The sequence below is a fragment of the Pseudomonas sp. SDO5271_S396 genome (assembly GCF_054071795.1).
The window spans coordinates 13,086-37,479 of record NZ_JBSVWB010000059.1 but is presented as its reverse complement, the minus strand read 5'-3'; the positions used below and the strand labels follow the sequence as shown (position 1 = coordinate 37,479).

21 protein-coding genes and 1 pseudogene are annotated in these 24,394 nt (G+C 62.7%); 9 read left to right on the top strand and 13 right to left on the bottom strand.

The window, feature by feature from the left end; translation table 11 throughout:
- Window positions 1-247 precede the first annotated feature (247 nt).
- Window positions 248-2,227 carry a peptidase U32 family protein gene (locus ACW9IN_RS26825; RefSeq protein WP_457368683.1) on the top strand — a complete coding sequence of 660 codons (1,980 nt, stop codon included), beginning with the start codon at window positions 248-250 and terminating at the stop codon, window positions 2,225-2,227.
- On the opposite strand, the gene ACW9IN_RS26820 is transcribed toward ACW9IN_RS26825, so the two are convergent.
- Window positions 2,205-3,107 carry a DMT family transporter gene (locus tag ACW9IN_RS26820; protein WP_457368682.1) on the bottom strand — a complete coding sequence of 301 codons (903 nt, stop codon included), beginning with the start codon at window positions 3,105-3,107 and terminating at the stop codon, window positions 2,205-2,207. The genes ACW9IN_RS26825 and ACW9IN_RS26820 overlap by 23 nt on opposite strands.
- 109 nt (window positions 3,108-3,216) lie before the next feature.
- On the opposite strand from ACW9IN_RS26820, the gene ACW9IN_RS26815 reads away from it, so the two are divergent.
- On the top strand, window positions 3,217-3,657 hold the full coding sequence (locus ACW9IN_RS26815) for an Lrp/AsnC family transcriptional regulator (RefSeq protein WP_457368681.1): 441 nt from the start codon (window positions 3,217-3,219) through the stop codon (window positions 3,655-3,657).
- A gap of 100 nt (window positions 3,658-3,757) precedes the next feature.
- On the top strand, window positions 3,758-4,618 hold the full coding sequence (locus ACW9IN_RS26810) for an NAD(P)H-binding protein (RefSeq protein WP_457368680.1): 861 nt from the start codon (window positions 3,758-3,760) through the stop codon (window positions 4,616-4,618).
- Window positions 4,619-4,690: 72 nt separating this feature from the next.
- Here ACW9IN_RS26810 and xylB read toward each other — a convergent pair whose 3' ends face one another.
- From xylB to ACW9IN_RS26785, 5 genes are read right to left on the bottom strand one after another with little or no spacing between them, the layout of a single operon-like run.
- A complete protein-coding gene (xylB, locus tag ACW9IN_RS26805) occupies window positions 4,691-6,148 on the bottom strand; it encodes a xylulokinase (protein WP_457368679.1) in 1,458 nt (485 codons plus the stop codon).
- Window positions 6,149-6,164: 16 nt separating this feature from the next.
- Window positions 6,165-7,157, bottom strand: a complete 993-nt coding sequence (locus ACW9IN_RS26800; protein ID WP_457368678.1) for a LacI family DNA-binding transcriptional regulator — start codon at window positions 7,155-7,157, stop codon at window positions 6,165-6,167.
- Window positions 7,158-7,184: 27 nt separating this feature from the next.
- Window positions 7,185-8,117, bottom strand: a complete 933-nt coding sequence (locus ACW9IN_RS26795; protein ID WP_457368677.1) for an ABC transporter substrate-binding protein — start codon at window positions 8,115-8,117, stop codon at window positions 7,185-7,187.
- A gap of 34 nt (window positions 8,118-8,151) precedes the next feature.
- Window positions 8,152-9,129 carry an ABC transporter permease subunit gene (locus ACW9IN_RS26790; protein ID WP_457368676.1) on the bottom strand — a complete coding sequence of 326 codons (978 nt, stop codon included), beginning with the start codon at window positions 9,127-9,129 and terminating at the stop codon, window positions 8,152-8,154.
- A complete protein-coding gene (locus ACW9IN_RS26785) occupies window positions 9,122-10,654 on the bottom strand; it encodes a sugar ABC transporter ATP-binding protein (protein WP_457368675.1) in 1,533 nt (510 codons plus the stop codon). Before ACW9IN_RS26785 ends, ACW9IN_RS26790 begins: the two co-directional genes overlap by 8 nt.
- 237 nt (window positions 10,655-10,891) lie before the next feature.
- On the opposite strand from ACW9IN_RS26785, the gene ACW9IN_RS26780 reads away from it, so the two are divergent.
- Together ACW9IN_RS26780 and ACW9IN_RS26775 are read left to right on the top strand one after the other, a co-directional pair.
- Window positions 10,892-11,494: a hypothetical protein gene (locus ACW9IN_RS26780; RefSeq protein ID WP_457368674.1), complete on the top strand. Its 603-nt coding sequence runs from the start codon at window positions 10,892-10,894 to the stop codon at window positions 11,492-11,494.
- A 118-nt stretch (window positions 11,495-11,612) separates the two neighbouring features.
- Window positions 11,613-12,020, top strand: a complete 408-nt coding sequence (locus ACW9IN_RS26775) for a DoxX family protein (protein WP_457368673.1) — start codon at window positions 11,613-11,615, stop codon at window positions 12,018-12,020.
- Between the two features lie 12 nt (window positions 12,021-12,032).
- Here the strand turns inward: ACW9IN_RS26775 and ACW9IN_RS26770 are convergent, their stop codons facing one another.
- Together ACW9IN_RS26770 and ACW9IN_RS26765 are read right to left on the bottom strand one after the other, a co-directional pair.
- Window positions 12,033-12,665 (bottom strand): methyl-accepting chemotaxis protein, encoded by a 633-nt coding sequence (locus tag ACW9IN_RS26770; protein ID WP_457368686.1) that lies wholly within the window; start codon window positions 12,663-12,665, stop codon window positions 12,033-12,035.
- A 1,651-nt stretch (window positions 12,666-14,316) separates the two neighbouring features.
- Window positions 14,317-15,177, bottom strand: a complete 861-nt coding sequence (locus ACW9IN_RS26765) for a LysR family transcriptional regulator (RefSeq protein WP_457368672.1) — start codon at window positions 15,175-15,177, stop codon at window positions 14,317-14,319.
- 114 nt (window positions 15,178-15,291) lie between these two features.
- Between ACW9IN_RS26765 and ACW9IN_RS26760 the strand changes: the two genes are divergently transcribed.
- Together ACW9IN_RS26760 and ACW9IN_RS26755 are read left to right on the top strand one after the other, a co-directional pair.
- Window positions 15,292-15,996: a haloacid dehalogenase type II gene (locus ACW9IN_RS26760; protein ID WP_457368671.1), complete on the top strand. Its 705-nt coding sequence runs from the start codon at window positions 15,292-15,294 to the stop codon at window positions 15,994-15,996.
- A gap of 3 nt (window positions 15,997-15,999) precedes the next feature.
- Window positions 16,000-16,788, top strand: coding sequence for an aldolase (locus tag ACW9IN_RS26755; protein ID WP_457368670.1), 789 nt, complete (start codon window positions 16,000-16,002; stop codon window positions 16,786-16,788).
- Window positions 16,789-17,001: 213 nt separating this feature from the next.
- On the opposite strand, the gene ACW9IN_RS26750 is transcribed toward ACW9IN_RS26755, so the two are convergent.
- Window positions 17,002-17,802: an alpha/beta fold hydrolase gene (locus ACW9IN_RS26750; protein WP_457368669.1), complete on the bottom strand. Its 801-nt coding sequence runs from the start codon at window positions 17,800-17,802 to the stop codon at window positions 17,002-17,004.
- 143 nt (window positions 17,803-17,945) lie between these two features.
- Between ACW9IN_RS26750 and ACW9IN_RS26745 the strand changes: the two genes are divergently transcribed.
- Window positions 17,946-18,761 carry a cupin domain-containing protein gene (locus ACW9IN_RS26745; RefSeq protein ID WP_457368668.1) on the top strand — a complete coding sequence of 272 codons (816 nt, stop codon included), beginning with the start codon at window positions 17,946-17,948 and terminating at the stop codon, window positions 18,759-18,761.
- Between the two features lie 39 nt (window positions 18,762-18,800).
- On the opposite strand, the gene ACW9IN_RS26740 is transcribed toward ACW9IN_RS26745, so the two are convergent.
- Both ACW9IN_RS26740 and ACW9IN_RS26735 read right to left on the bottom strand, forming a co-directional pair.
- Window positions 18,801-20,957: a dermonecrotic toxin domain-containing protein gene (locus ACW9IN_RS26740; RefSeq protein ID WP_457368667.1), complete on the bottom strand. Its 2,157-nt coding sequence runs from the start codon at window positions 20,955-20,957 to the stop codon at window positions 18,801-18,803.
- Window positions 20,958-21,100: 143 nt separating this feature from the next.
- The gene (locus ACW9IN_RS26735; protein WP_457368666.1) at window positions 21,101-22,099 is read right to left on the bottom strand and encodes a succinylglutamate desuccinylase; all 999 of its coding nucleotides are present in this window, start codon (window positions 22,097-22,099) and stop codon (window positions 21,101-21,103) included.
- 89 nt (window positions 22,100-22,188) lie between these two features.
- On the opposite strand from ACW9IN_RS26735, the pseudogene ACW9IN_RS26730 reads away from it, so the two are divergent.
- Window positions 22,189-22,728 (top strand): annotated as a pseudogene (locus ACW9IN_RS26730) (TetR/AcrR family transcriptional regulator); the annotation flags it as partial.
- On the opposite strand, the gene ACW9IN_RS26725 reads toward ACW9IN_RS26730, so the two are convergent.
- Both ACW9IN_RS26725 and ACW9IN_RS26720 read right to left on the bottom strand, forming a co-directional pair.
- Window positions 22,684-23,682, bottom strand: a complete 999-nt coding sequence (locus tag ACW9IN_RS26725; RefSeq protein ID WP_457368665.1) for a DMT family transporter — start codon at window positions 23,680-23,682, stop codon at window positions 22,684-22,686. The pseudogene ACW9IN_RS26730 and the gene ACW9IN_RS26725 sit on opposite strands and share 45 nt — an antisense overlap.
- The gene (locus tag ACW9IN_RS26720) at window positions 23,679-24,377 is read right to left on the bottom strand and encodes an ABC transporter permease (protein WP_457368685.1); all 699 of its coding nucleotides are present in this window, start codon (window positions 24,375-24,377) and stop codon (window positions 23,679-23,681) included. Before ACW9IN_RS26720 ends, ACW9IN_RS26725 begins: the two co-directional genes overlap by 4 nt.
- Window positions 24,378-24,394: the final 17 nt, after the last annotated feature.

Sequence of the window (24,394 nt, the reverse complement as noted above, 5' to 3'; positions counted from 1 at the left end):
CGACAAGCCAGCTCCCACATTGGATCTCTATTATTGGCAAGACAGTGCCCGGCGCGATGGCCCTGCTGACAGCGTTTTTCCAGCCACCACCAATCTCCTGTGGGAGCTGGCTTGCCTGCGAAAGCGATGCGGCGACCCGACAAGGCGCATTGTCCCCTCTGAACTGACAGCCCTGCGGTAGATGCCGGTCAGGCATTTCACGGCTACAATGCGCGCCTCGACCGTGACAAGCCTGACTAAAAAAACTATGTCCTTGCCCAAGCATCACCTGGAATTGCTCAGCCCTGCCCGCGATGTCGCCATCGCGCGCGAGGCTATCCTGCATGGCGCCGACGCCGTGTACATTGGCGGCCCAAGCTTCGGCGCGCGCCATAACGCCTGTAACGACGTGAGTGATATCGCGTCTCTGGTGGAGTTCGCCCGCCGTTACCACGCGCGCGTGTTCACCACCATCAACACCATTTTGCATGACAACGAGCTGGAGCCAGCGCGCAAGCTGATCCATGAGCTCTACGACGCCGGTGTCGACGCGCTGATCGTGCAGGATCTGGGCGTGATGGAGCTGGATATTCCGCCCATCGAGCTGCATGCCAGCACCCAGACCGACATCCGCACCCTGGCCCGTGCCAAGTTTCTCGACCAGGCCGGTTTCTCGCAGCTGGTATTGGCCCGCGAGCTGAACCTGCAAGAGATCCGCACCATCGCCGAGCAGACCGATGCCGCCATCGAGTTCTTTATCCACGGCGCGCTGTGTGTGGCGTTCTCCGGGCAGTGCAACATCTCCCACGCGCAGAACGGTCGCAGCGCCAACCGGGGCGACTGCTCCCAGGCCTGCCGCCTGCCCTACACCTTGAAAGACGATCAGGGCCGCGTCGTAGCCTTCGAAAAACACCTGCTGTCGATGAAAGACAACAACCAGAGCGCCAACCTCCGCGCGCTTGTCGAAGCCGGCGTGCGGTCGTTCAAGATCGAAGGTCGCTACAAGGACATGGGCTATGTGAAGAACATCACCGCCTACTACCGCCAGCGCCTCGACGACATCCTGGAGGACCGCCCGGACCTGGCCCGCGCGTCCAGCGGGCGTACCGCGCACTTCTTCCTGCCCGACCCGGAAAAGACCTTTCACCGTGGCAGCACCGACTATTTCGTCACCGACCGCAAGATCGACATCGGCGCCTTCGACACCCCGACTTTCACCGGCCTGCCGGTGGGTGTGGTGGAGAAAGCCGGCAAGCGCGACCTGCAAGTCGTCACCCATGAGCCGCTGTCCAATGGCGATGGCCTGAACGTGCTGATCAAGCGCGAAGTCGTGGGTTTTCGCGCCAACATCGCCGAGCCCAAAGGCGAGTTCGAAGAAGACGGTCAGAAACGCTACCGCTACCGCGTCGAGCCGAACGAAATGCCGGCAGGCCTGCACCAGCTGCGCCCCAACCACGCGCTGAATCGCAACCTGGACCATAACTGGCAACAGGCGCTGCTCAAGACTTCGTCCGAACGCCGTATCGGCCTGACCTGGGTGGCGCGCCTGCGCGAAGACCAGTTGGACGTGACCGCCACCAGCGAAGAAGGCATCAGCGCCAGCGTCGCCCTGCCCGGCCCGTTCGGCGTGGCCAACAAACCGGAGCAGGCGCTGGACACCCTGCGCGACCTGCTCGGCCAACTGGGCACCACCGAATACCACGCCACCGACATCCGGCTGGATGCGCCGCAGGCGTTCTTCATCCCCAACTCGCAACTCAAGGCGTTGCGCCGCGAAGTGATCGAAGCGCTGACCGCTGCGCGCGTTGCAGCGCATCCGCGCGGTGGCCGCAAAGCCGAAACCACGCCACCGCCGGTGTACCCGGAGGCGCATCTGTCGTTCCTGGCCAACGTGTATAACCAGAAGGCTCGCGACTTCTACCACCGCCACGGGGTGAAGCTGATCGACGCCGCCTTCGAAGCCCACGAAGAAACCGGCGAAGTGCCGGTGATGATCACCAAGCACTGCCTGCGTTTCTCGTTCAACCTGTGTCCCAAACAGGCCAAGGGTGTAACGGGCGTGCGCACCAAGGTCGCACCGATGCAGTTGATCCACGGCGATGAAGTGCTGACCCTGAAGTTCGACTGCAAACCCTGCGAAATGCATGTGGTGGGCAAGATCAAGGGCCATATCCTCGGCCTGCCGCAGCCAGGCAGCACGGTGGAGCATTTCAACCCGGAAAATATCATTTTCCAGGGCACGCACTGACGTTCAGGGAGCGGGGCCACCACCAGCCCCGCTGCAACCCGGCGGCTGCCAGCAGAATCGCCGTCACCCCCAGCCATTGCAGCCAACCCAGTTGGTGACCGAAAGCGATCCAGTCGACGAAGATCGCCGCAATCGGGTAGATGAACGACAGTGCGCCGGTCAGGGCCGTCGGCAGTTTCTGGATCGCGCCGTAGAGCAACACATACATCAAGCCGGTGTGCACCACGCCGAGTGTCACCACCGCCGCCCAGGCGGTGGGCGCGGCAGGCAAACCGTTCCAGGGCACCCAGGGCGCGAGCAGCACAGCCCCGCTCGCAACCTGGATCAACGCCATCAAATGCGGCGGTACCGTCTTCAAGCGCTTGATGATCAATGCGGCAACCGCATACAAGAACGCAGCGCCCAACGCCAGCCCGATCCCCGCCAGATAACCTTCACCACGCGGCGAATCACCGTGGGCCGTCACGATCGCCAACATGCCGAGGAACGCCACGCTCAACCACGCGAGCTTCTGCACGGTGATCTTCTCGCCCAGAAATACCGCCGCCAGCATGACCAACATGAACGGCTGCACGTTGTACACCGCCGTGCTGATGGCGATGGACGCATGGGAATAGGACTCGAACAACAGCAGCCAATTGCCGACGATGGCCACGCCGCTGAGCATCGCCAGGCCCAATGAAGTCCGGCTCAGCAAGTCCCGGCGCAGGTAACCCAGCCAGGCGCACACCAGCAGCAAGGCCAGTGCACCGATGACGCAGCGCCAGAACACCACTTCGAGCACCGACACGCCAGACACCAGCACAAACCAGCCAATGGTGCCCGAGATCAGCATGGAGGCGATCATTTCCCACGAACCACGACGGATAGATGTGTCCACGATTGAAGCTCCTCAAATGAGGCTCCAGTATGGCAATCTGATCGGCAGCGGCTCCAGCGCCTAAACAAGGCCAGCTCGCCAATTGACCTTTATTAATTAGGCAAACACCATGATCGACACCATCGACCAGCAACTGATCGCCGCCCTGATGGACGACTCGCGCCTCTCCCTCAAAGCCCTCGCCGGGATCACCGGGCTGTCTTCGCCCAGCGTCGGCGAGCGCCTGCGCCGCCTGGAGGAACGTGGCGTACTGACCCACCACACCGTCGACATCGACCCCACGCATTTCGGTTACCTGCTGCAAGCCATCGTGCGCATTCGCCCTCTGCCCGGCAAATTGCAGGAAGTGGAACGGCAGATCCAGGCGATTCCCGAGTTCACCGAATGCGACAAGGTCACCGGTGACGACTGTTTTATCGCACGCCTGCATGTGCGCACCATGGAGCATCTGGACAGCCTGCTCGACCGGCTCAATGTGTATGCCGAAACCAATACGGCGATCGTCAAGAAAACCCCGGTGAAACGGCGTTTGCCGCCGCTGGGGGATTAATGACTTGAAGTCACCTTTGCAATGACAGCATGGCTATTTTTGCAGCATTCACCGGTGTTTAAGCTGGGCCTCACTTACAGCAACCACAGGCGTGAACACCATGTATGTCATCACCGGAATCACTGGCAAAGTCGGCGGGGCACTGGCGCGTGAACTGCTCAAGCAAGGCCAAGCCGTACGCGGCGTGGTACGCAATGCGGCCAAAGGCGAAGACTGGAAGAAACTCGGCTGCGAGATTGCGATTGCCGACATGACCGACGCACCGGCACTGACCGAAGCCTTCAAGGGCGCTACCGCGGTGTTTATCCTGCCGCCACCGTGCTTCGACCCCCAGCCGGGCTTCCCCGAGGCCCAGGCGGAAATCGCCGCCATCGTCGAAGCCCTGAAAGCCGCTGCACCGCCCAAAGTGTTGTGCCTGTCGACCATCGGCGCCCAGGCCACACAGGTGAACCTGCTGACCACCCGCACGATGATGGAACAGGCCTTGAGCGACCTGGACCTGCCGGTGACCTTTCTGCGCCCGGGCTGGTTCATGGAGAACTCGCTGTATGACCTGATTGCCGCCCGCGAGAGCGGTGTGATCAACAGCTTCCTGCAACCGCTGGACAAGGCCGTGCCGATGATCGCCACGGCGGATATCGGCCTGCTCGGCGCCCAACTGATCCAGCAACACTGGAGCGGTCGCCGCGTGGTGGAACTGGAAGGCCCGCAACGCGTGAGCCCCAACGACCTGGCGCTGGCCCTTACGCAGGTGCTGGGGCGCGGCGTCACCGCGCATGTCGTGCCGCGTGACACCTGGGAGCCGCTGTTTCGCGAACAAGGCGCGCAAAACCCGATGCCCCGTATTCGCATGATCGACGGTTTCAACGAGGAATGGATTTGCTTCGAGCATGACCGGGTGTTGAAGGGGCAGACGTCGTTGATCACCGTTTTGCGGGAACTGGCGGCGGCTACCGCCTGACGTATCGAGGTGAACCAACCTGTTGTGGCGAGCGGATTTGCCCGCTCGTCACCGTTTGGGGCAACACGCCCTTCAGTCGTGCAACGCGGTGGCCGCGCCCAACAACCCCTGAAACTTGCGATAACGGGTTTCCAGCACCGGTTGTTGCGCCGGGTCTGGCCGGTAGCGTGCCTTGACCGGCATGCCCGCCGGCAATAACGACGTGCCTTGCCCGATCGCCAGGAGCCCCAGCTTGGCCGCGCCGATGCAGGCGCTCAATTCACTGCCGTCCAGGGTAAAGATTTCACGCTGGAGGATATTGGCCAGCAACTGCGCCCAATATTCACTGCGCGCACCGCCGCCCACCAATGCGCAAGCGCCGACCCTGGCGCCGGCCGACTCTACCGCATTCAACGCATCCAGCAGCCCGAACCCGACCCCCTCCATCACCGCATACCCCAGCCTCGCCGGCGTGCAGTCGTGGCCAAGGTTCATGAAGCCGCCCCGCAGCAGGGGGTCGTTGTGCGGCGTACGTTCACCAGCCAGGTAGGGCAGAAACAGCGGGGTTGAAAGCGGCACCGTCTGCGTGATGGGCAACTGCGCTTGCACCTGGTCCAGCAGCGTCTGTTCATCCAGCGTGCCGGTCAGCCGCGTCACCCAGCGCAGGCAACTGGCCCCGGCCAGCATGGCCCCCATGGTGTACCAACGTCCCGGTAACGCATGGCAAAAGCTGTGCACGGCGCTGGCCGGGTTGCCCGCCGCCTGGTCGGTAATCGCCACAATCGCCGCGCTGGTGCCAAGGGTGATGAACGCATCGCCGGCATTCACGGCGCCGATCCCCACGGCGGCCACCGGGTTGTCGCCACCGCCGCCGGCAATCACCACGCCCTCGCCCAGCCCCCAGTCGCTACGGGCTACCGCACTGACGGCGCCGCCCTCCACCAGCCGGGGCAACTGCGCCAGTTCAAGGCCGGTAGCCTGTACCATCGGCGCGTACCACTGCCGTCGAGCCACCTCCAGCCACAGCGTACCCGCCGCGTCCGACACGTCGCTGACACGCTCGCCACTCAGGCGCAGACGCAGGTAATCCTTGGGCGACAGCACGCAATCGATCGCCTTGAACACGTCGGGCTCATGTCGCTGCAACCACTGCAGCTTGGGCGCGGTAAGCCCGGCCATGGGCAGGCTGCCGGTGGCGTCGGCAAAGCCCGCACCCAGGCTTGCCGCCTCGGCCACGGCGCGGGAGTCGTCCCACAGAATCGCCGGGTACAGCACCCGGTCATCCTCATCCAGCAGCACCGCGCCGTGCATCTGCCCCGACAAACCGATGCAGGCCACGCGGGCAAAAGCTTCATGCACACGCAATTGCGCAAGTGCTTGCAGGCAGGCCTGCCACCAGTCCTCGGGGTTCTGCTCGGACCAGCCGCTGTGCCGCCGCATCACGTCGAGGTGCACGCCGGTGCGCGCCAGTACGGTGCCGCTGGCGTCCATCAGGATGGCCTTGAGTTCCGAAGTGCCGAGATCAATACCGAGGGAAACAGGAAGGCTCATACGTGTGTCATTCCAATCAGAGACAGCCACATGAATTACGCAGTTGCAGGGTGGGCGCCAGACGCACGCTCCGGGTCGGTGCGTCGGGCGTGGTCATGCGTTGCAGCAGCAGGTCTACCGCCTGCGCACCCAGGGCCTTGACCGGCTGCGCGATCAGGGTGAGGCGCGGCACAAAGAAGTCCGCCCAGTCAAAATCATCGAAGCCCACCAGGGCCATCTGCGCCGGCACGTCAATACGGGCGTCGCGCAAGGCGTGCATGGCGCCCAGGGTCATCAGGTTGTTGCCAGCCATGATCGCCGTGGGCGGCTCGTTCAACGCCAGCAGTTGTGCAGTGGCTGCCCTGGCCGGCTCGCTGTTCGAACCGCCGTTGACCAGCAGTTGCGCATCGAACCCAAGGCCGGCCGCCTGCAACGCTGCGCGGTAACCGGCCACCCGTTCATCGGTCGTGCCCAGCCCCGCGCGACCGGCGATAAAGCCGATACGGCGGTGACCGTGTTCAATCAGGTGCGCGACCAAGGCCTGGGTGGACCGGGTGTTCTCCACCCCGACCTGATCGAATTGCGTGCTCATCATGCGATCCACCAGCACCGTGGGCATTTCGTTGGCGCGCAAATACTCCAGAGCGCGCGAGCCGGTGGACGGCGCCAGCAGGATGCCGTCGACGCGACGGTGATGCAGCGCGGTGACCACCCGCAGCTCCTGCTCCGGGTCGTCGTGGGTGTCGACGAACAGCATCATGTAGCCGTGCTTGGCGCACTCGGTTTCGATTGCGTGCACCGTTTCGCTGAAGTAGTGGTTGGACAGTGCCGAGATCGCCACGCCAATGGTGTTGGTGCTCGACCGGGCCAACGAGCGCGCCAGGGTGTTGGGGATATACCCCAGCTCCTGAATCGCCCGCTGGACCGCCTGCACCGTGGCCGGGCTGACCTTGCGGGTGCCGTTCAACACGTGGGAGACGGTCGAGGTCGACACGCCCGCCCTGCTTGCCACGTCATCCATGGTGACCACGATACGGCTCCCCTTCCCTTCAACGGATCAATGTTTGCTCGACCAACCGGTGTAGGTGCCCACGTTGTCCCGGGTGATCAGTTTTGGCGTGAGCAGGGTAACCGCTTCGGCCGGGGCTTTGTCATTGAGAATGTCATTGCCGACGTTCACCGCAGTCTGGGCCATGGCCCACGGGTCCTGGCTGGAAGACGCCTGGATCTGCGACTCGCTCTTCAGCGCATTCTCGATGTCCGGCGCGCCGTCCACCGACGTGATGATGATGCCGCTGCGTTTAAGCTGCCTGGCCGCCAGGTCACTGCCAATGGCTTGCGGGTCGTTGATCGCGAACAGGCCGTCGATTTTCGGGAAGCGTGTGAGGTAGCCCTGCATCACATTCAGGCCGCCTTCGCGCGAGCCTTTGCCGTCCTGATCATCGGACAGCACCTTGATCTCCGGCGCGGCGGCCAGCGCCGCCTTGCAACCTTTGACGCGGTCGGTCACGGCGGTGACTTGCGGGCCGTTCTGAATGATCACATTGCCCTTGCCCGACAGCTTGTCCACCAGGAACTGGCAAGCCAGCTTGCCGGCTTCGACGTTGTCGGTCTGCACGGTGGCGTTCACGCCCTTGGCGTCCACGTCCACGGCGACGACTACAATGCCGGCGTCACGCGCTTTCTTGATCGCCGAGGCCATGGCGGACGGGTCCACGGCGTTGAGCAGAATCAGATCGACCTTGGACGAAATGAAGTTGTCGATCTGCGAAAACTGCTTGCTCAGGTCATAGTCGGCCGATACCGAAGTGACCTTGACGTTGGGGTTCAGCTCCTTGGCCCGGGCGGTCGCGCCATCGGCCAGGGTCACGAAATACGGGTTGCCCAGGGAGCCCATGCTGATGCCGAGGGCCTTGAGTTCACGGGCTTCGACGGTTTGGGCCATCAGGGCAGCCAGGGCAATGACGGGAAAGAGGCGTTTGACGTTCATGCGGGTCTCTCTTGTGATTGTTGTTTGAGTGAAATCAGGTGCGCGCGCCGGACTGGCGATAACGATCCAGCGCCACCGCGCCGATGATCACGATGCCCTTGATGATGTACTGCCAGATGTCCGAGACACCCAGCAGCACCAGGCCGTTGGTGAGCACGGCGATGATCAGTGCCCCGATCAGCGTGCCGCCGATGGTGCCGACGCCGCCGGTAAAACTGGTGCCGCCGAGGATCACTGCGGCAATCGCATCCAGCTCGTAGGATTGCCCCAGTTGCAGGCCGTTGGCGGCAAACAGGCGCGAGGCGCTCATCACCGCGCCGAGCCCGGCCAGCGCGCCGGACATGGCGTAGACGAACAGCAGCACCTTCCACACCTTGATGCCCGACAGCCGCGCGGCCTCCGGGTTGCCGCCCACCGAGTAGATCTGCACGCCCATCACCGTGCGCCGCAGGATGAACCACGACAGCAGCACCACCGCCACGGCGATCACCACCAGCCAGGGCACGCCGAGGATCGAGTCATTGCCGATAAACGCAAACGGCAGGTCCGGGTTGAATACGGTCTTGTCATCGGCCAACAGCCGCGCCAGGCCGCGCATGGCCGTCAGCGCGCCGAGGGTGACGATAAACGGCGGCAGGCGCATAAAGGCGATCAGGCCACCGTTGACCAACCCCAGCAGCAAGCCGAAGCCGATGCCGGCAGCAATCCCGAACATCCCGAACTGCGGCGACAGCGAAACCTGCAATGCCACCACCGCCGACGCCGCCAGGATTGCGCCCACCGACAGGTCGATGCCCGCCGTGAGGATCACAAACGTCATGCCTGCCGCCAGCACCACGTTGACCGAGGCCTGCTGGGTGATGATCGACAGGTTCTGCACCGTCAGGAAGTTCTCGCTGGCCAGGGCGAAGCCCACCAGCAGCAAGACCAGCACCGGCAACATGCCGACCGTGCGCATCAGCTCGCGAGCGCGTTCAGCCTTGCCCGTTGTTGCAACCTTCAACTCAGCCATTGGCAGCCACCTGATCGCCACCGGTGGCGAGGTCGATAATACGTTCCTGGGAGATGACGTGGCCCGAGGCCCCGCCGACTTCGGCCACCAACCGGCCTTCACGCATGATCAGCACGCGGTCGCAGGTGCCGATGATTTCCGGCAACTCGCTGGAGATCACCACTACGCCCACGCCGGCCTCGGCCAGTTGATTGATGATGCGGTAGATCTCGGACTTGGAGCCGATGTCCACGCCGCGCGTGGGCTCATCGAGAATCAGCACATGGGGCTTGACCTCCAACAGCCGCGCCAACAGCACCTTTTGCTGATTGCCGCCCGACAACGCCCCGACATTGACCTTGCCCGACGCCACGCGAATCGACAGCGACTTGATCGCGTCGCTGGCGCGCCGTGCGCCCTGGGCACGGTCAAGCACGCCACCGGCGCGGGCGTCCGGCACGCAGGCGCACACATTGATGTTGTCGGCCACGCTCATGTCCAGAAACAGGCCCTGGGCCTTGCGGTCTTCGGTGAGATACACGACGCCGGCACGAATCGCATCGGCCGGGGTGCGCAATTGAGTCACTGTTTTACCGACGACTTCCAGGGTGCCACTGGTGCGCGGGTCGGCAGCGAAAATCAGCCGCGCCAGCTCGGTGCGCCCGGCCCCGACCAGCCCGGCGATGCCCAGCACTTCGCCGGCATGCAGGTCGAAACTGCATTGACGCACGCGCTTGCCGTCGGCCATGTCGCGCACGCGCATCACCACATCGCCAGGGTTGTACGCGGCGTGTTCCTTCTTGTAGAAACCGGACAGGTCGCGCCCGACCATCATTTTCACCAGCACTTCGGCCGACAGTGCCTCGCGGGTCAGCTCGCCGATGTACTGGCCGTCGCGCAGTACCGACACCCGGTCCGACAGCTCGTAGATTTCCGCCATGCGATGGCTGATGTAGATGATCGCCAGGCCCTGACTGCGCAGCTGTTTGATCAGCGCAAACAGGCGATCGGTCTCGCGGGATGACAGCGGCGTGGTGGGTTCGTCCATCACCAGGAGCCTGGCGTGGGCATGCAGGGCGCGGGCGATTTCCACCAGTTGGCGCTCGGCAATCGACAGGCTGCTGACCCGCGTGGCCGGGGTGAACTCGGCGCCAAGGCGTTGCAGCACCTCGATGCAGCCGGCCTCCATGCCCTTGCGGTCGATGGTCCAGCCGCGCCGCAGTTCGCGGCCCAGGTAGATGTTCTCGGCCACGCTCAGGTTCGGGCACAGGCTCAATTCCTGATAGATCACGGCGATGCCGAGGGCTTTGGCAGTGGCAGGGTCGAAGGTGGCGACGAGCTGGCCGCCGATGCGGATTTCACCGCCGGGGTCGGCCTGATAAGCGCCGGAAAGGATTTTCATGAGGGTCGATTTGCCGGCGCCGTTCTCCCCCATCAAGGCGTGGATTTCGCCGGGGTAGACCTTCAGGCCGACACTCTTGAGCACCCGCAGACCATTGAAGGTCTTGCTGATGCCCTGCATCTCGAGCAAGGGTTCAAGGCTCATGGCTGAGCTCCAGGATTTATTGTTTTTGTAATCGAGTGTTGCCGACTCTATGCCAGATGTATTTTGCTGCGCAAGCGCTTGCGTATGCCGTTTATCGATAGATTAAACGTTTCATCTTGTGCAAAAGCCCACAACTCGCCAGCGGGCGGGCGAATCAAATGAATTTGAAAGCCATCGGAATAAAACGGCGCCCCGGGCCGTTCTGCCTGCATTCACTGGAAGACATCAGGGTGCGTCATGACTTCACCTGCAAGCGTCGTTGTTTATATCTGGTATCCCCATGGCACGAATATCGGCCATGCCGCGATGTACATCGGCGATCCCGTGATCGGCAAAATGATCGAAGTCCGTTATGACAGTTATCGCAACGACGGCGAACGTGATCGCGACCGCGCCTTTATCGAGCAGTACAACACCGCCTATGTGAGTTGGTGGCCGGAAGGCCGGGCAGCCAAGACCGAAAAACAGCCGCAGGAACGCAACCTGTTTCTGGAGTCGGATATCAGCGCCGAAGGCAGCAAACCCCACGTGGTCTACACGATCTCCGGGCTGAACCTGCAAGCGATGCAGGCCGAGTGGTACGCCATCCGCAGCAAACCCAACGCCAATTATCAGATGTTGCGCAAGAGCTGCTCGACCATCGTGATGCGTGTACTCAAGGCGGGCGGCGCGCTGGAAGAACTGCCGGCAATCAAGCGCGCGTGGTTTTCCAGCAACCTGTACATCACCCCCAAAAACATCGCGCAGATCTGTAACGAGCTGCGTGACCGGGGCCTCGCCACCAAAGCCAAGAGCGAGAACTGCCCGGAAAAAGGGGCGTTCATGTTCGGCCTTCGATAGATGCGCAGGGCCCTATCAGCAAATCAAATAGTGTGAATAAACACAGATGCCTTCCGCGCCTGCGGACGTTGGTGAATGATCCGTGGAAAACGCCTCCCACCACCCTGCAGGTCACCCCATGAATACCCGCCAGAATTTCACCTTGCTCCTTGGTCGTGCGTTGTTGGTCGCGCTGTTTCTATTCAGCGGGATCGGCAAGTTGCTGGCGCCCGAGGCGACGATCGCCTATATCGCGTCCAAAGGCGCCCCATTGCCCACCCTCGCCTACGGCATTGCGCTGACCGTCGAGTTGGGCTTGGCCACGGCCTTTTTGCTCGGTTATCGCGTGCGCCCGGTAGCGCTGGTGCTGGCCGCCTTCAGCCTGCTGACGGCGCTGATGTTCCACAACCAGTTCGGCGACAAAGGCCAGTTGCTCAACTTCCTGAAGAACCTGGCGATCGCCGGTGGTTTCTTGCAGGTTTACGTGTTCGGCGCTGGCGCGTTCAGCCTCGACCACCTGCGCGCGCAACGCCTTGCCGTGAATTGAACCGTGCGCGGCTCAGGCCGCGTCGCTGACCTCGAACAGTCCCACCAGCTTCTGCAACTTGCCGGCATTGATCCGCACCGTCTCCGCACTGCTTTGCAACACGCCGACGGTGACGCGCATCTGCTCCGAGGAATGGCTGACCTGCTTGATGGTCTTGCCGTAATCGAGGCTGCGGGCGTTGAGCTGCTGGATGATGCTGAACATGCTTTCCACCGCCTGATGCAGTTGCACGTTTTCCGAAGAGGCGTCTTCGGCCAGGCGCAGGCTGTTGTCGACGTCGGTCACACCATCGTCCATGAAACTCACCGCCTGGCGGGTTTCCCCTTGCAGGCCTTCGACCATCTGGCGGATGTCTTCTGCCGCCAGCGACGTGCGCGAGGCCAGGCTGCGCACCTCGTCCGCCACCACGGCAAACCCGCGCCCGTGTTCTCCCGCGCGGGCCGCCTCGATGGCGGCGTTGAGCGCCAACAGGTTGGTCTGTTGGGTGATGTTGCTGATCAGCCCGGTGATCGAACTGATCTGCGCCATGCGGCTGTCCAGGCGCCGCACGCTCTCCGAGGAGCGCAGCACCACGTCGCGAATCGACTGGGTGCCCGCCTGCACCTCGAGGAACTGTTCCCGCGCGCGGCTCACCACGTCATCCATGGCCTGCTTCATTTGTTCGGCGCTCACTGACGCTTGCTGGATCTCGCCCAATTGCTCCTCGACGATGATCATCATGCGGTGGGTGGCGTCGGCCACTTCATGGGACATCAGCCCCGCTTCCCGGCTGCGCCCGAGCATCGCCTGGTTGGTATTGCCCACGCTGTGGCTGGCCTTGACCACCTGGCCGACCACCGAATCCAGACGGTCGATGAAACTGTTGATCCAGCGGCTCATCTCGCCGGTTTCATCGTTGACCATACGCCCGCTGTCCAGGCGCTGGCGCAGGTTGCCCTCGCCTTCGGCGATGGTGCGGATCACCCCGGTCATTTCATTCAGGCGCGAGGCCAGGCGCTTAGGCCCCAGGTGCGCGAACACCCACGCGGCCACCGCCATGCTCGCGACTTCACAGGCATCGATCCACGGCTGGGGCAGGCTGCTGTAGTGCTGGACCAGGAAGTTGCCGGCAAACAGACCGACCATGGTCGCCAGGTACGGCTTCATCAGGCCGTGGCTCAGGGAGCGCCGGCGATAGACCTCTTCCAGGTCGGCCTCGCACATCATGCCCCACCGATCCGGCGAGCCGGGCAGCTCGAACGTCACGCCCTTGCCCACCACCGGGATATGCCGGTAATCCGAATAGCCCGGGTACGTCACAAACAGGTTGGAGCCCTTGCGGATGGTTTCGCGCACGCCGGGATGCAATTGCTGGGTAGCCGGGTCGATAAAGCGCAGTTCCAGCTCGGTGTGACGCTGAATCTGCACGGTTCTCCAGGGCGTGTGCACGCCGCTCTTGAGGTTTTCGCCATGGGTGAAGGCACCGTCTTCGAAGCGCGAGCGTGACAGGGCGATGCCGGGCTGGATCGACGGGTCGAAGCGCGACTGCACCATGAACAGGTAGTTATCGCCGGACTCGGGGTAGATATGCCCGGCTTCGCGCTGGATCAGGTCGCCCAGGATGTCGTTGGGTACCCGTCCGCACAGGCAGCCCAGCACGTGGCCTTCGCTGATCAGCGGCTGGTAGAACATCAGGGTGACTTCATCGTGAAAACGTGAGGTCGAAGGGCCGATCTGCAAGGTCAGCGGGTCGGTGTACGGGCCGTGCAGAAACGGCGCTTTCAGCCCGGCGGACAACGCCTTTGGATTGACCGTGCGCGGCGCGGCGTGTGTCCAGGTCGACGCCAGCAGGTTGCCGGTGGTATCGAGTACGAACAGTTCGGAAAAATCGCTGGCCTGGCGCAGCTTGTCCAGCAACAACCGGTTATCCGTGAGGCTCGCGTCACGGGTGAGCGCACTGCTCAACTCGCTCATATGCTCCCACTGCTCGCGGGTCCAGGTGTGCAGAAGCTTGACCCGGGTTTCTGCAATGGCTTCGAAGGTTTGCTCCATCACCGGGTACAACGCGCGATTGACCCGGCAGGACCACCCCATCGCAAGCTTGCCGGTCTTGCCCAGCCAGGGCAGCCAGGCTCTTTCGGAGGGGGATAGTTGCATTGCGTTGCTCGACAGGCTCATGGCGCTCTCCTGGAGTGATATCCAATTGCCATAATCCAAGGCAATTACCACGCCAGTTAGCTAGCTACCTACCGAATCGGGGTCAAGACCGCGTATCTAGGCGTTGCCATGCGGAAAATCGCCATAAAACAGTGCGCAATCAATGAGATGCACCAACATGTGACAGCGAAATTTCCTCACGCAAACACTCGATCAGCCCGCGCTGGGTTGCACTCAGACGTTCTGTACCGCTGATCAACGCCAGTTCCGACGGCGGCACTGCCGGCAGTTCGCTGCACACCCGATGGCTGGCCAGCACCGCGTTGCGGGGCAATAGGCTGATTCCGAGACCGGAACTCACCGCCGCCTGAATCCCGGTGAGGCTGTGGCTGCCAAAGGCCACACGCCAACCGCGCCTGGATTTGTCCAGCGCACGGGTCGCACGCTGGCGGTAGATGCAGCCCTGGGGAAACAGCGCCAGCGGCAGGGTTTCGGTGTGCAGGTCCTGGTCCTGCCCGCTGACCCATACCAGCGGTTCCGGCCAACTGGCGTGGCAGTCGCCGCTGCCGGCCTCGCGTTTGATCAGGGCAATGTCGATCTCGCCGGCGTCCAGTTGCCGCCGCAGGTCGATGCTCATGCCGCTCACCGTTTCCAACCGCGCTTCCGGGCGGGCGCGCACGAAGCCGGACAACATCGACGCCATGCGCGACGCGTCGAAATCTTCAGGTACGCCCAGGCGCACCGGCACCCTGCTCGCTTCGGTACTCAGCGCGTCACGTGCTTCGCGGGACAGGTTCAGCAAACGGCGAGCGTATTGAGTCAGCAGTTCGCCGTGCTCCGTGGGGCTGACCTGTTGCCCGGAGCGATCACGCACCAGCAACAGGTGCCCGGCGCTTTCCTCCAGCTTGCGGATCTGTTGGCTGACCGTGGATTGGGTGCGGTGTACCCGCTCGGCGGCACGGGTGAAGCTACCTTCGTCCACCACACAGACCAGGGTTTGCAGGAGTTCGAGATCAAACATGGCAGCGCGCCTCATATCGATAATTCAACTTAGATTCAGAGGTTAATTTAATTTCCAACTGACCGCCACGACTCCTATGCTGGTTCGGTCGCTGATAACCCAACAGGTGAACCCATGCCCCTCGAACACTCCCGTCGCCCGCAATGGCTGACGTTTGACTGCTACGGCACGCTGATCCAGTGGGACGAAGGCCTGCGCGCCGCCGTGGACCGTATCCTGAAGAACAAAGGTGAACATCAGGTGGCCGGTGAGACCCTGATTGGCGCCTATGACCACCACGAGCACACCCTCGAACAAACCCCGCCCCACCGCAACTTCCGCACCCTGGCGGGGCTGAGCCTGCAATTGGCACTCAAAGACCTGGGGCTGCCGGCCAGCGCCGAGGACGGTGCGATCCTGACCGACAGCATCAGCGCCATGCCACCGTTCCCGGAAGTGGTGGAGACCCTCCGCCAGCTCAAGGCACTGGGCTACAAACTGTGCATCGTCTCCAACACTGACGATGACGTGATCGCTGGCAATGTGGCGCAACTGGGCGGGCATATCGACCGGGTGATTACCGCCCAGCAGGCCGGTGCCTACAAGCCTGATCGCCGGCTGTTCGACCATGCACACCAGCAATTGGGCGTGAGCCTCGACGAGGTGGTGCACATCTGCGCCAGCCCGCACCTGGACCACGCCGCCGCGCGGGACATGGGCTTTCGTTGTGTGTGGATCGACCGCGGCACCGGTCGCCAGCGCCTGGCCGATTACACCCCCGACGCCACCCTGCCCACCCTGGACGGCGTGCCCGGGCTGTTCGAATCCCTGGGGTGGTGAGCCATGGCCCATACCTTTACGCCCTCATCCCTGGGCCCGCGCGCCGGGCGTTGGAACCTCGACACTGTCGCCGCCATCGAAGCGCGGGTCGAATTGGCGGCGTGCCTGCAACTGGCCGCTCTGCACGGCATGGAAGAAGGCATCTGCAACCACTTTTCGGCGACCGTCCCGGGGCATGACGAGCTGTTTTTCGTCAACCCGTTCGGGTATGCCTTTGAGGAACTCACTGCGTCCCATCTGCTGGTGTGTGATGTCGCCGGCCATGTGATCGATGGCGATGGCACGCCGGAAGCGACGGCGTTTTACATCCACGCACAGCTGCATCGGGCGCAGCCGAGAATCAAGGCGGCGTTCCATACCCATATGCCCAACGCCACGGCGTTGTGCCTGTTGCAGGGCCCGCCGTTGCGTTGGCTGGGGCAGACGGCGTTGAAGTTCTACGGGCGCACGGCGGTGGATGAGGACTACAACGGCCTGGCTCTGGATAACCGCGAAGGCCAGCGCATCGCGGCGGCATTGGGCGATGCCGATATTTTGTTCCTGAAAAACCACGGCGTGATGGTGACTGCGCCGAACATCGCGGAAGCCTGGGATGACTTGTATTACCTGGAGCGTGCGGCCGAGGTGCAACTCAAGGCCATGGCCTGCGGCGAGGCGCTGAAACCGATCGATCCACAGGTGGCACAGTTGGCCTACACACAAATGCGCGAAGGTGACCCCGCCAGCGCTCGGGCCCACCTGGACAGTGCGATGCGCCGCTTGAAATTGCGCGGGTCGCATTTTGACCGATGAACGCGGCGCCTGATTTCCACAGTAAGTAATCCACGCCATGGCCTGCGGGCTTTTTGTAGTGAGCGGACCCGCGCTGGATGGCGAAGCCGCCCCAATAAAAACGCCGCATCCTGTCAGACAGGATGCGGCGCCTGATTTCAGGGCCGCTTCGCGCCCCGGCGCAGGCGGTGCGACGATTCGACAAGCCTGCTCACTACAGTGGGTATTTCAGCTTCATTGAGCGTTGGCCTTGGCCGCATCGTTGATGATCGCCACCACCCGCGCCGGGTTGGAGACCATCACAACGTGGGAGGCGCCCTTGATGTCGACGGTTTCCTTGGAACCGGCACGGTCGGCCATGAATTTAAGCGCGGCCTCGGGAATATTTTTGTCGGCTGAACCGTATATGAAGTAGGACGGCAGTTTTTTCCAGGCCGGATCACCCGACGGTTCCTTCAGCGCGGCCTCGGTAATCGGGCGCTGGCCGGCGGCCATCAGTTGTGCCTCCTTCGGCGCCACGTCGGCGGCGAACTGGCTGTTGAACTTGTCCTGCTGGATATACAAGTCGGTCACGCCGTCCTTGGACACCACCGGTTTGTCCAGAGTCGGGCCCAGGGTGCCGCCCGGGTAGCGGCCAGACAGTTCAAAGGCGGTCTCGCCCTTTTCCGGGGCGAAGGCGGCGACATACACCAAGGCCTTGACCTTGTCGCTGCCGTGCACGGCGTTGGTGATCACCGAACCACCGTAGGAATGGCCGACCAGGATCACCGGGCCCGGGGTGTGTTCGACGATGTCGGCGACATAGTCAGAATCGGTCTTCACGCTGCGCAGCGGGTTGGCCACAGCGACCACCGGGTAGCCTTCGGCCTTGAGCCCGGCGATCACACCGTTCCAGCTGGAGGCGTCGGCGAAGGCGCCGTGCACCAGCACCACGGTGGCTTTCTGGGTATCGGCGAAGCTGGCAGAGGCGGCGCCGAGGGCGATAGCGCCGGTGAACAGGGCGGCGGCGACACGGGAGAACTTGAAGGTTTTCATGGGCATTTGCTCCGTTGGGTTAGGCGCTCAAGGCGTTGAACGTGGAGCCATGATGCCGAAACGGATTTTACAAATGGAGGCTATTAGTCGACGATATGGCGCAGATCGTCTAAACAGATTATTTATTTACCCTCAGGTGAGTCATGGATCGTTTGTCCACACTGCTCGTGCACTTCGGCATCGGTGCCGATACCTTCCACAGTGGCCCGTTGCGCGGCGCCATCGACACTCAAGACTTGCAGCAACGCGGTCGGGTCTACCTGCTCAAGGAAGGCCAGGCCACGCTGGAAATGCCCGACGGACCGTTGCGCATTCCCAAACCCAGCCTGGTGCTGGTGCCCCGTCCCCTGCCCCATCGGCTGCTGGCGAGCGCGGCGGACGGCGCCCAGGTGGTTGCCGCCTCATTGCGCTTCGACGGCGGCCTGGATAACCCGTTGTCGGTGGCCCTGACCGATACCATTGTCATGCCCCTCGACCAGATCCCGATGATCGCCGGCACCCTCGACTGGCTGTTCAGCGAAGCCTTCGCCGAACATTGTGGCCGCGAAGCGGTGATGAACCGGCTGTTCGAATTGATGGTGATCCAGTTCCTGCGCCATATGATGGCCGAGCACAGCATGACCACCGGGATGATGTCGGGCCTGGCCGACCTGCGCCTGGCGCGGGCCATGACCTTGCTGCACAACCATCCGGAGCGTCCGTGGACCGTGCAGGAAATGGCCGTGGAGTCGAACATGTCCCGCGCCAGCTTCGCCGCGTACTTCCACAAGGTCGTCGGCCAGACCCCGGCCGACTATGTGCTGAGCTGGCGCGTGAGCCTGGCGCAGAAACGCCTGCGCGAAGGCCGACCCATCGCGCTGATCGCCGATGAAGTGGGCTACGAAAGCCCTTCGGCCCTGGCCCGGGCGTTTCGGCGCAAGATCGGCACCAGCCCGCGGGAGTGGGTGCAGCAGCAGTGATCTCAAGGGCTCGGCGCACCTGGCCGATGTCACCCACCGCTAGAGAATCAGGTACTGCGGGGGCACGTCCCCCTTCACATAAAACACTTCCTGCTCGTTGAGCTGAACCTTATCGATGGCTTGGAGCAAGGTCGCCTTGGTTATTTTCCCTTCCCTCACCAGGCGCTCCCCATCTTTGAGGATGATATCGGGCACAGTTCGAAACGCCGACGGGTCTTGGGTGGTGTCCACGGTGTAGACCGGCACTTTATTGTTGTTGGTGGAGTACTGCCTGGCGAAACTTTCGGCCTTCATCCCCTGGGTACTGAAGGACATGACCTCGCCATTACTGCCGCCCTGGCGCGCCGTGTGTTTGATAATTGCCGCCAGGTAGTCATCACCCGACGTTGTTGTTCCTGCGGCACGACGCAGGCCGGTAACAGACGGATTCTCGGTCCCGGTGTGAGCCCGATAGATCCTGGCAGGTACGGGAAAATCCTCAGCCTTGAGCTGGGCGACAGACGTGATCCCGGGCGTTGCCCCAGGCGTCTCGTTACGCTGTTTCAGCAGATTTTCCAGGAAACCCGTCGAGCCTCCACCGCTGGCAGATGCCTGCGGCGCGGCTGATTTCGAACTGCTGCCACCGCCGCCGCTTGTCCCCCTACGCACCCAAACCCCCGTATTGTCTGGCTTGGCAATGATGCCACTGCTGACCAATCGGGTCGGATCATTCGGGTCTTTGACTCTCAGCAGGTAATGCTCACCATCGCCTGCATCCGGCGTTTCAGCTGCGAAGTAACGATTTTCTCCCCGGAACGAAACGCTTCTGAAACCCGGGTATTGGGGCGTTGCAGCAGGGCCTGCTGGTGAGGGCTCTTCAACCTCAGTGACAGGGGGCTTTTCAATCGGTGTGTTCACTTCAGCCGTCTGGGGAACCGGCAATGGTCCTGCAGGATTGTCGGGCGTCCCACGCATCGGCAGGTTTTTCATGGCCGGGCTGTCTGGCTTCAAGCCCAGAGCATCACCCAGGTCGCGAACTTCCTGGTCTGTCATCGGCTCATTGCGGATAGCCTTCGCCAACAGCATCGCGATCCCCCTGGCTTGGCCATAAACAGGCACAAAGCCCTGGGCGACGTCACCCACGCCCTTGAGCACACCGTCCATGGTCGACTTATCGACGCCGAATACGTTGCCGATCTGGTTGTTTTTGTTCAGATCCAACAACAGCGCGCTGACGGGGTTATCGAAGTAGCGTTCAACGGTGTCGGCGGTATTTTTGTTGACGCCGAACACCTGCAACGCTTCACCCAAGCCAGAAAATGGGTGCTCAAGGTGATTGAGCAGTTCATCGTAGAACCCGCGAATATCATTGGCGCCCACGTTATCGAGAGACTGGTTGGCAACCTTCTGCTTGAACGCTTGCTCCGAAAGAGGCACCAGCGGTCGGCTACTGTTCACGCCGTTGTTCAAAAAATAGAAATTGCCCCTGTCACCGTCGCCCAGCAAATTCCCATAGGCGTCAAACTGAAAGTAGACTTTTTCACCGTCCGGCCGCAGACCGGAATACAGCACACGCCCCTCTGGCGACTCGCGCTCGGCTTTAAGGTTGCTCAACCCATTGACCGACACCGGTGGCGCCGATGCACCTGTGCCCAGGCGGCCAAAAATATCGCTGTACTCATTGGCAAAGGGGCCGACCACGGCATTGATGTCGTTGTTTTTGAACTGGGCCATCGTGTCGAAGACGCTTTGCGTCCTGCCCGGGTATCCGTTTTCTGCAAAGTGCTTGGCGAAAGCGTTCAGGCGCTGGGGATCACCCGCGACGGCTTTCAACCAGGTGTTCATTTCTTCGCGCGTCGTGAAGGTTTGAAAGGAGCTGCCGTCTTTTTCCGGCACATACAGCACGATATTCGGGCCATCGGAAACCGGGGGTACACGTTGTATGAACAGGATGTCGTTCGCCTGGATGCCATTGACCGCGAATGTCTTGACCTGCACCTTGGGCGAGGTCGCTATCCCCGGGTACAACACGGCATCGACCATGGCATTGGCGTCAGGCGCCAGCCGACCACTGTTCAAGTCCTTTGTCACGCGCTCGCTGAACGCGGCTTTGTGATCACTGTACAGGTGCAGGTCAGCATTTTTTTGCGAACGTTTTTCCCGAACTGAGACACTGGTTGCCGAAGCGCTGGATTGACTGGAGGATGTGATGAGCATAAATGGCCAAGGTAAAGGAGTTGATTGTCAGCGCGGGAATAATCCATCGCCGTTGTCCTCCCTTGTGTGATCTTGGCGTACGAATTTGTTCCAGCACTCCTCAATACCGAATGTGTCCAAGCTCGTCACACTCACAGAGACGACTACGGATCCAACACCCCCCCGCTGTAACCCTCGGACAGCCGCGTACCGGTGAATTTGGCCACCACCGCGCCCTGTGCCACCAGGCGTTCGCGGTGGCCGGTGACCAGGCGTCCGGTTTGTACGACGTGCAGGATCACTTCGGAATTCGGCTCGCCGGGGCGTCCGATGATGCGCGCGAAGCGCTGGCCTTCCTGCACCTCATCACCGAGCTTTTTCTCGAATACCAGCACCCCGGCGCAGGGCGCGAGCACAGTCTCCATGCAGCCCATATCGACCACGTCACCCGGCCATTCGCGAACCTGGGCCACTTCGTCGATCACCCCATTGAGGCACAGCCATGCCCAGATCCCGTCGGCGTCCTGCTGCGCCAGCGCGTCGCTGACATCCGCTTGCCCGCGCAATTCGACGGTGGCCGCCAGGCGTGGCGCGGCATGGTCGATCACGGTTTCTTCGAAGGAGCCGTCGCCGCCCTCATCCCAGACGATCACCACGTCCACCTGCAAGGCCGCCGCCAACGCCAACCCCTGTTCGGGCCAGAAACTGCGGTGGATATAGAGGTAGGGCAAGGCTTCGTCGTCGGTGTGCAGGTCCAGGATCAGCTCGGCATCGGCGGCCAGTTGCACCAGGCTTTTTTGCCACTGTGCGAAATTGCTTGCCGGGCGCGTCATGTTCAACGAATGGTCGAAGCCCCGGTTGAAATTCTGCCCGGTGGTCTCGTGGAAACGTCCCAGCAGTTTGCCTTGGCGAAACTGGCCGATGCCGAACGGATTGGCTTGCGGCACGACCGTCACGCTGCCGCGCAAGCGCCCTGCGGCCTCGCACGCCTGCAAACGCGGCAGCAACTGGTGCAGCACCAGCATGCCGGCGATTTCATCGGCGTGTACGCCCGCTTGCAGGTGCACCCGGGGCCCGCTGCCGTTCCCCTCGAAACGCCAGGCGCCAATCTGCAACGCATTGCCGGCGTCACCCGGCACCTGCCACGAAAGGTCTTTTGCCATGCCTTGCCCTCCTCTCATCGTTTAAGGGGTAGAGATTGAACAGCTGTTCAACTAACCTGATCGCACCGGTTCCCACCAAAGGCCTTTCCGTGACCGCCGACCCTCCCAAACTGCGCCGTGCCGACCCCGACGAACGCCGGGACCTGCTGATTGCCGCCACCCTCACCAGCCTGGCCCGGGACGGGCACGCGGGGATTTCCGTGCGGCGTATCGCGGCCGAGGCCGGGGTGTCGGTGGGTTTGCTCAACCACCATTTCGGCAGCATCGATGCACTCATCGCCGAGACCTACCACAAGCTGGCCAACGAGCTGACCAGCGCCCTCTGGGAGCAGGTGGAACAGGCCGAGGGCGCTGCCGCGCGCCTGGACGCGTTTCTCAGCGCATCGTTTTCACCCCGGGTCATGGACCCCGACCTGCTGGGCGTGTGGGTCGTGTTCTGGAGCCTGATCCGCCACTCGCCCCACGTGAACCAGTCCCACGAAAACAGCTACCGCGCCTACCTGGCGCTGATCCAGCAACTGCTGGACGACCTGGCCCGCAGCGAAAACCTGGTGATCCACGACAGCCACCTGGCCGCCATCGGCCTATCGGCGATGCTCGACGGGCTCTGGCTCGAGGGGTGCCTCAACCCCGGCACCTTCAGCCCCGCCAACGGGTTGCACATCTGTCGCTGCTGGGTACAGGGGCTGCGTCACGGAGCATTCGGCGCCGACCACGTCCTGTGATTCAGGGTGGCGTGCGCTGAGCATGGCCAGGGTGCCGCTGACGGCGATCAGCACTGCGCCGACGATCAGCGAGCTGTCCATCGACGTGCCCCAGACCAGGCTCGACAACAGAAAAGCCCAGATCAACCCGGTGTACTCGAACGGCGCGAGCAAGGTGGCCGTGGCCCGACGGAAGCTGGCGAACAACAGGAACTGGCCGATGCCGCCGACCAGGCCGGCCGCGAGCATACCCAGCCAGGACGGGATCGGCGCCGGGGTGTGGGTCCAGGGCAAGGTCACCGCCATGCAAATCACGAACACCACGTTAGTGATCAGCATCTGCTCCAGCACCGAGGTACTCGGGTCGACCTGACGCAGTTGGATATACGTAAAGGCCCAGCACAATGCGGCAGCCAGGGTCAGGGCGATGGGCAGCGGGTCGAGCAGATGGCTGGGCCGACAGGCGATCACCACGCCGACGAAGCCGATGATCAGCGACACCCACTGGCCACGGCTGGCGCGCTCCTTGAGGATCAGCGCGGCGAGCAAAGTGACCATGATCGGTGCGGAGAAATACAAGGTGGTCATTTCCGCCAGGGTCAGGTCCCGGGCGGCGGTGTAGTACAACAGCCAGGCCAGCAACGACAGCAACCCGCGCACGATCAGCAGTCGCCGGCTGAGCGAGGTCCAGGCGCGGCGCAACAGGCCCATGCGCCCGGCCACGACGCACGCGGCGACCACCACCAGGCTGCGCCAGAACAGAATGGTGAACACCGAATAATCGGCCACCAGCCACTTGATCACCGCGTCCTGCAACGCCAGGAACAGGTACGCCAGGGAACACAGGGCAATCCCTTGCAACGAGCGGTCCTGGTTCATCCGGCCGACCTGCGCAGCGGCGTACCGCGCCGTTCGGCGATGGCGTAGACGCCTTCGATGAGGAAGGTCAGACACAGGTAGACACCCGCCACCAACAGCAATGGCTGGTAGACCTGCAAGGTCTGCGCCCGCACCACGTTGGCCGCGCCCAACAAGTCGACCACGGCAATGGTCGAGGCCAGGGCGGTGGATTTGAGCAGCATCACGGTTTCACCGGCCAGGGTCGGCAACAGCAGACGCATGGCCCGTGGCAGGCGCACGCGCAACAGCGCCTGACGGGGCTTCATGCCGAACGCCGCAGCAGCTTCCATCTCGCCCTTGGGCACCGCCAGCAACCCACCGCGAATCACCTCGCCCACGTAGGCGCCCACCGACAGCACCAGGGCAAATACGATGTACCAGTAGCCATCGCGCAGGTACGGCCACAGGAAACTGCCGCGAATCATCGGGAACTGGGCGAACAGGCTGCCCAGGCCGTAATAGAAGATATAGATCTGGATCAGCAGCGGCGTACCCCGCAACACGCTGGTGTACGCCAGCGCGCCACGGGCCAGCCACTTGCGCCGTGACAAACGGGCCAGCGCCACCAGCACTGCCAGCACGACCCCCAGCACCGCCGAAATCAGCAGGAGTGACAAGGTAGTCTGCAACCCTTTGGCGATCAGTCCCGCGTAATAGCTGATCCATTCAGGCATCCACTCAGGCATGGGTC

What these genes read in the sequence shown, in the direction of transcription:
- ACW9IN_RS26825 (WP_457368683.1), top strand. Translation starts at nt 248, where the DNA reads ATGTCCTTGCCCAAGCATCACCTGGAATTGCTCAGCCCTGCCCGCGAT.
- ACW9IN_RS26815 (WP_457368681.1), top strand. Translation starts at nt 3,217, where the DNA reads ATGATCGACACCATCGACCAGCAACTGATCGCCGCCCTGATGGACGAC.
- ACW9IN_RS26810 (WP_457368680.1), top strand. Translation starts at nt 3,758, where the DNA reads ATGTATGTCATCACCGGAATCACTGGCAAAGTCGGCGGGGCACTGGCG.
- xylB (WP_457368679.1), bottom strand. Translation starts at nt 6,148, where the DNA reads ATGAGCCTTCCTGTTTCCCTCGGTATTGATCTCGGCACTTCGGAACTC.
- ACW9IN_RS26795 (WP_457368677.1), bottom strand. Translation starts at nt 8,117, where the DNA reads ATGAACGTCAAACGCCTCTTTCCCGTCATTGCCCTGGCTGCCCTGATG.
- ACW9IN_RS26790 (WP_457368676.1), bottom strand. Translation starts at nt 9,129, where the DNA reads ATGGCTGAGTTGAAGGTTGCAACAACGGGCAAGGCTGAACGCGCTCGC.
- ACW9IN_RS26785 (WP_457368675.1), bottom strand. Translation starts at nt 10,654, where the DNA reads ATGAGCCTTGAACCCTTGCTCGAGATGCAGGGCATCAGCAAGACCTTC.
- ACW9IN_RS26780 (WP_457368674.1), top strand. Translation starts at nt 10,892, where the DNA reads ATGACTTCACCTGCAAGCGTCGTTGTTTATATCTGGTATCCCCATGGC.
- ACW9IN_RS26775 (WP_457368673.1), top strand. Translation starts at nt 11,613, where the DNA reads ATGAATACCCGCCAGAATTTCACCTTGCTCCTTGGTCGTGCGTTGTTG.
- ACW9IN_RS26770 (WP_457368686.1), bottom strand. Translation starts at nt 12,665, where the DNA reads ATGGATGACGTGGTGAGCCGCGCGCGGGAACAGTTCCTCGAGGTGCAG.
- ACW9IN_RS26765 (WP_457368672.1), bottom strand. Translation starts at nt 15,177, where the DNA reads ATGTTTGATCTCGAACTCCTGCAAACCCTGGTCTGTGTGGTGGACGAA.
- ACW9IN_RS26760 (WP_457368671.1), top strand. Translation starts at nt 15,292, where the DNA reads ATGCCCCTCGAACACTCCCGTCGCCCGCAATGGCTGACGTTTGACTGC.
- ACW9IN_RS26755 (WP_457368670.1), top strand. Translation starts at nt 16,000, where the DNA reads ATGGCCCATACCTTTACGCCCTCATCCCTGGGCCCGCGCGCCGGGCGT.
- ACW9IN_RS26750 (WP_457368669.1), bottom strand. Translation starts at nt 17,802, where the DNA reads ATGAAAACCTTCAAGTTCTCCCGTGTCGCCGCCGCCCTGTTCACCGGC.
- ACW9IN_RS26745 (WP_457368668.1), top strand. Translation starts at nt 17,946, where the DNA reads ATGGATCGTTTGTCCACACTGCTCGTGCACTTCGGCATCGGTGCCGAT.
- ACW9IN_RS26740 (WP_457368667.1), bottom strand. Translation starts at nt 20,957, where the DNA reads ATGCTCATCACATCCTCCAGTCAATCCAGCGCTTCGGCAACCAGTGTC.
- ACW9IN_RS26735 (WP_457368666.1), bottom strand. Translation starts at nt 22,099, where the DNA reads ATGGCAAAAGACCTTTCGTGGCAGGTGCCGGGTGACGCCGGCAATGCG.
- ACW9IN_RS26725 (WP_457368665.1), bottom strand. Translation starts at nt 23,682, where the DNA reads ATGAACCAGGACCGCTCGTTGCAAGGGATTGCCCTGTGTTCCCTGGCG.
- ACW9IN_RS26720 (WP_457368685.1), bottom strand. Translation starts at nt 24,377, where the DNA reads ATGCCTGAATGGATCAGCTATTACGCGGGACTGATCGCCAAAGGGTTG.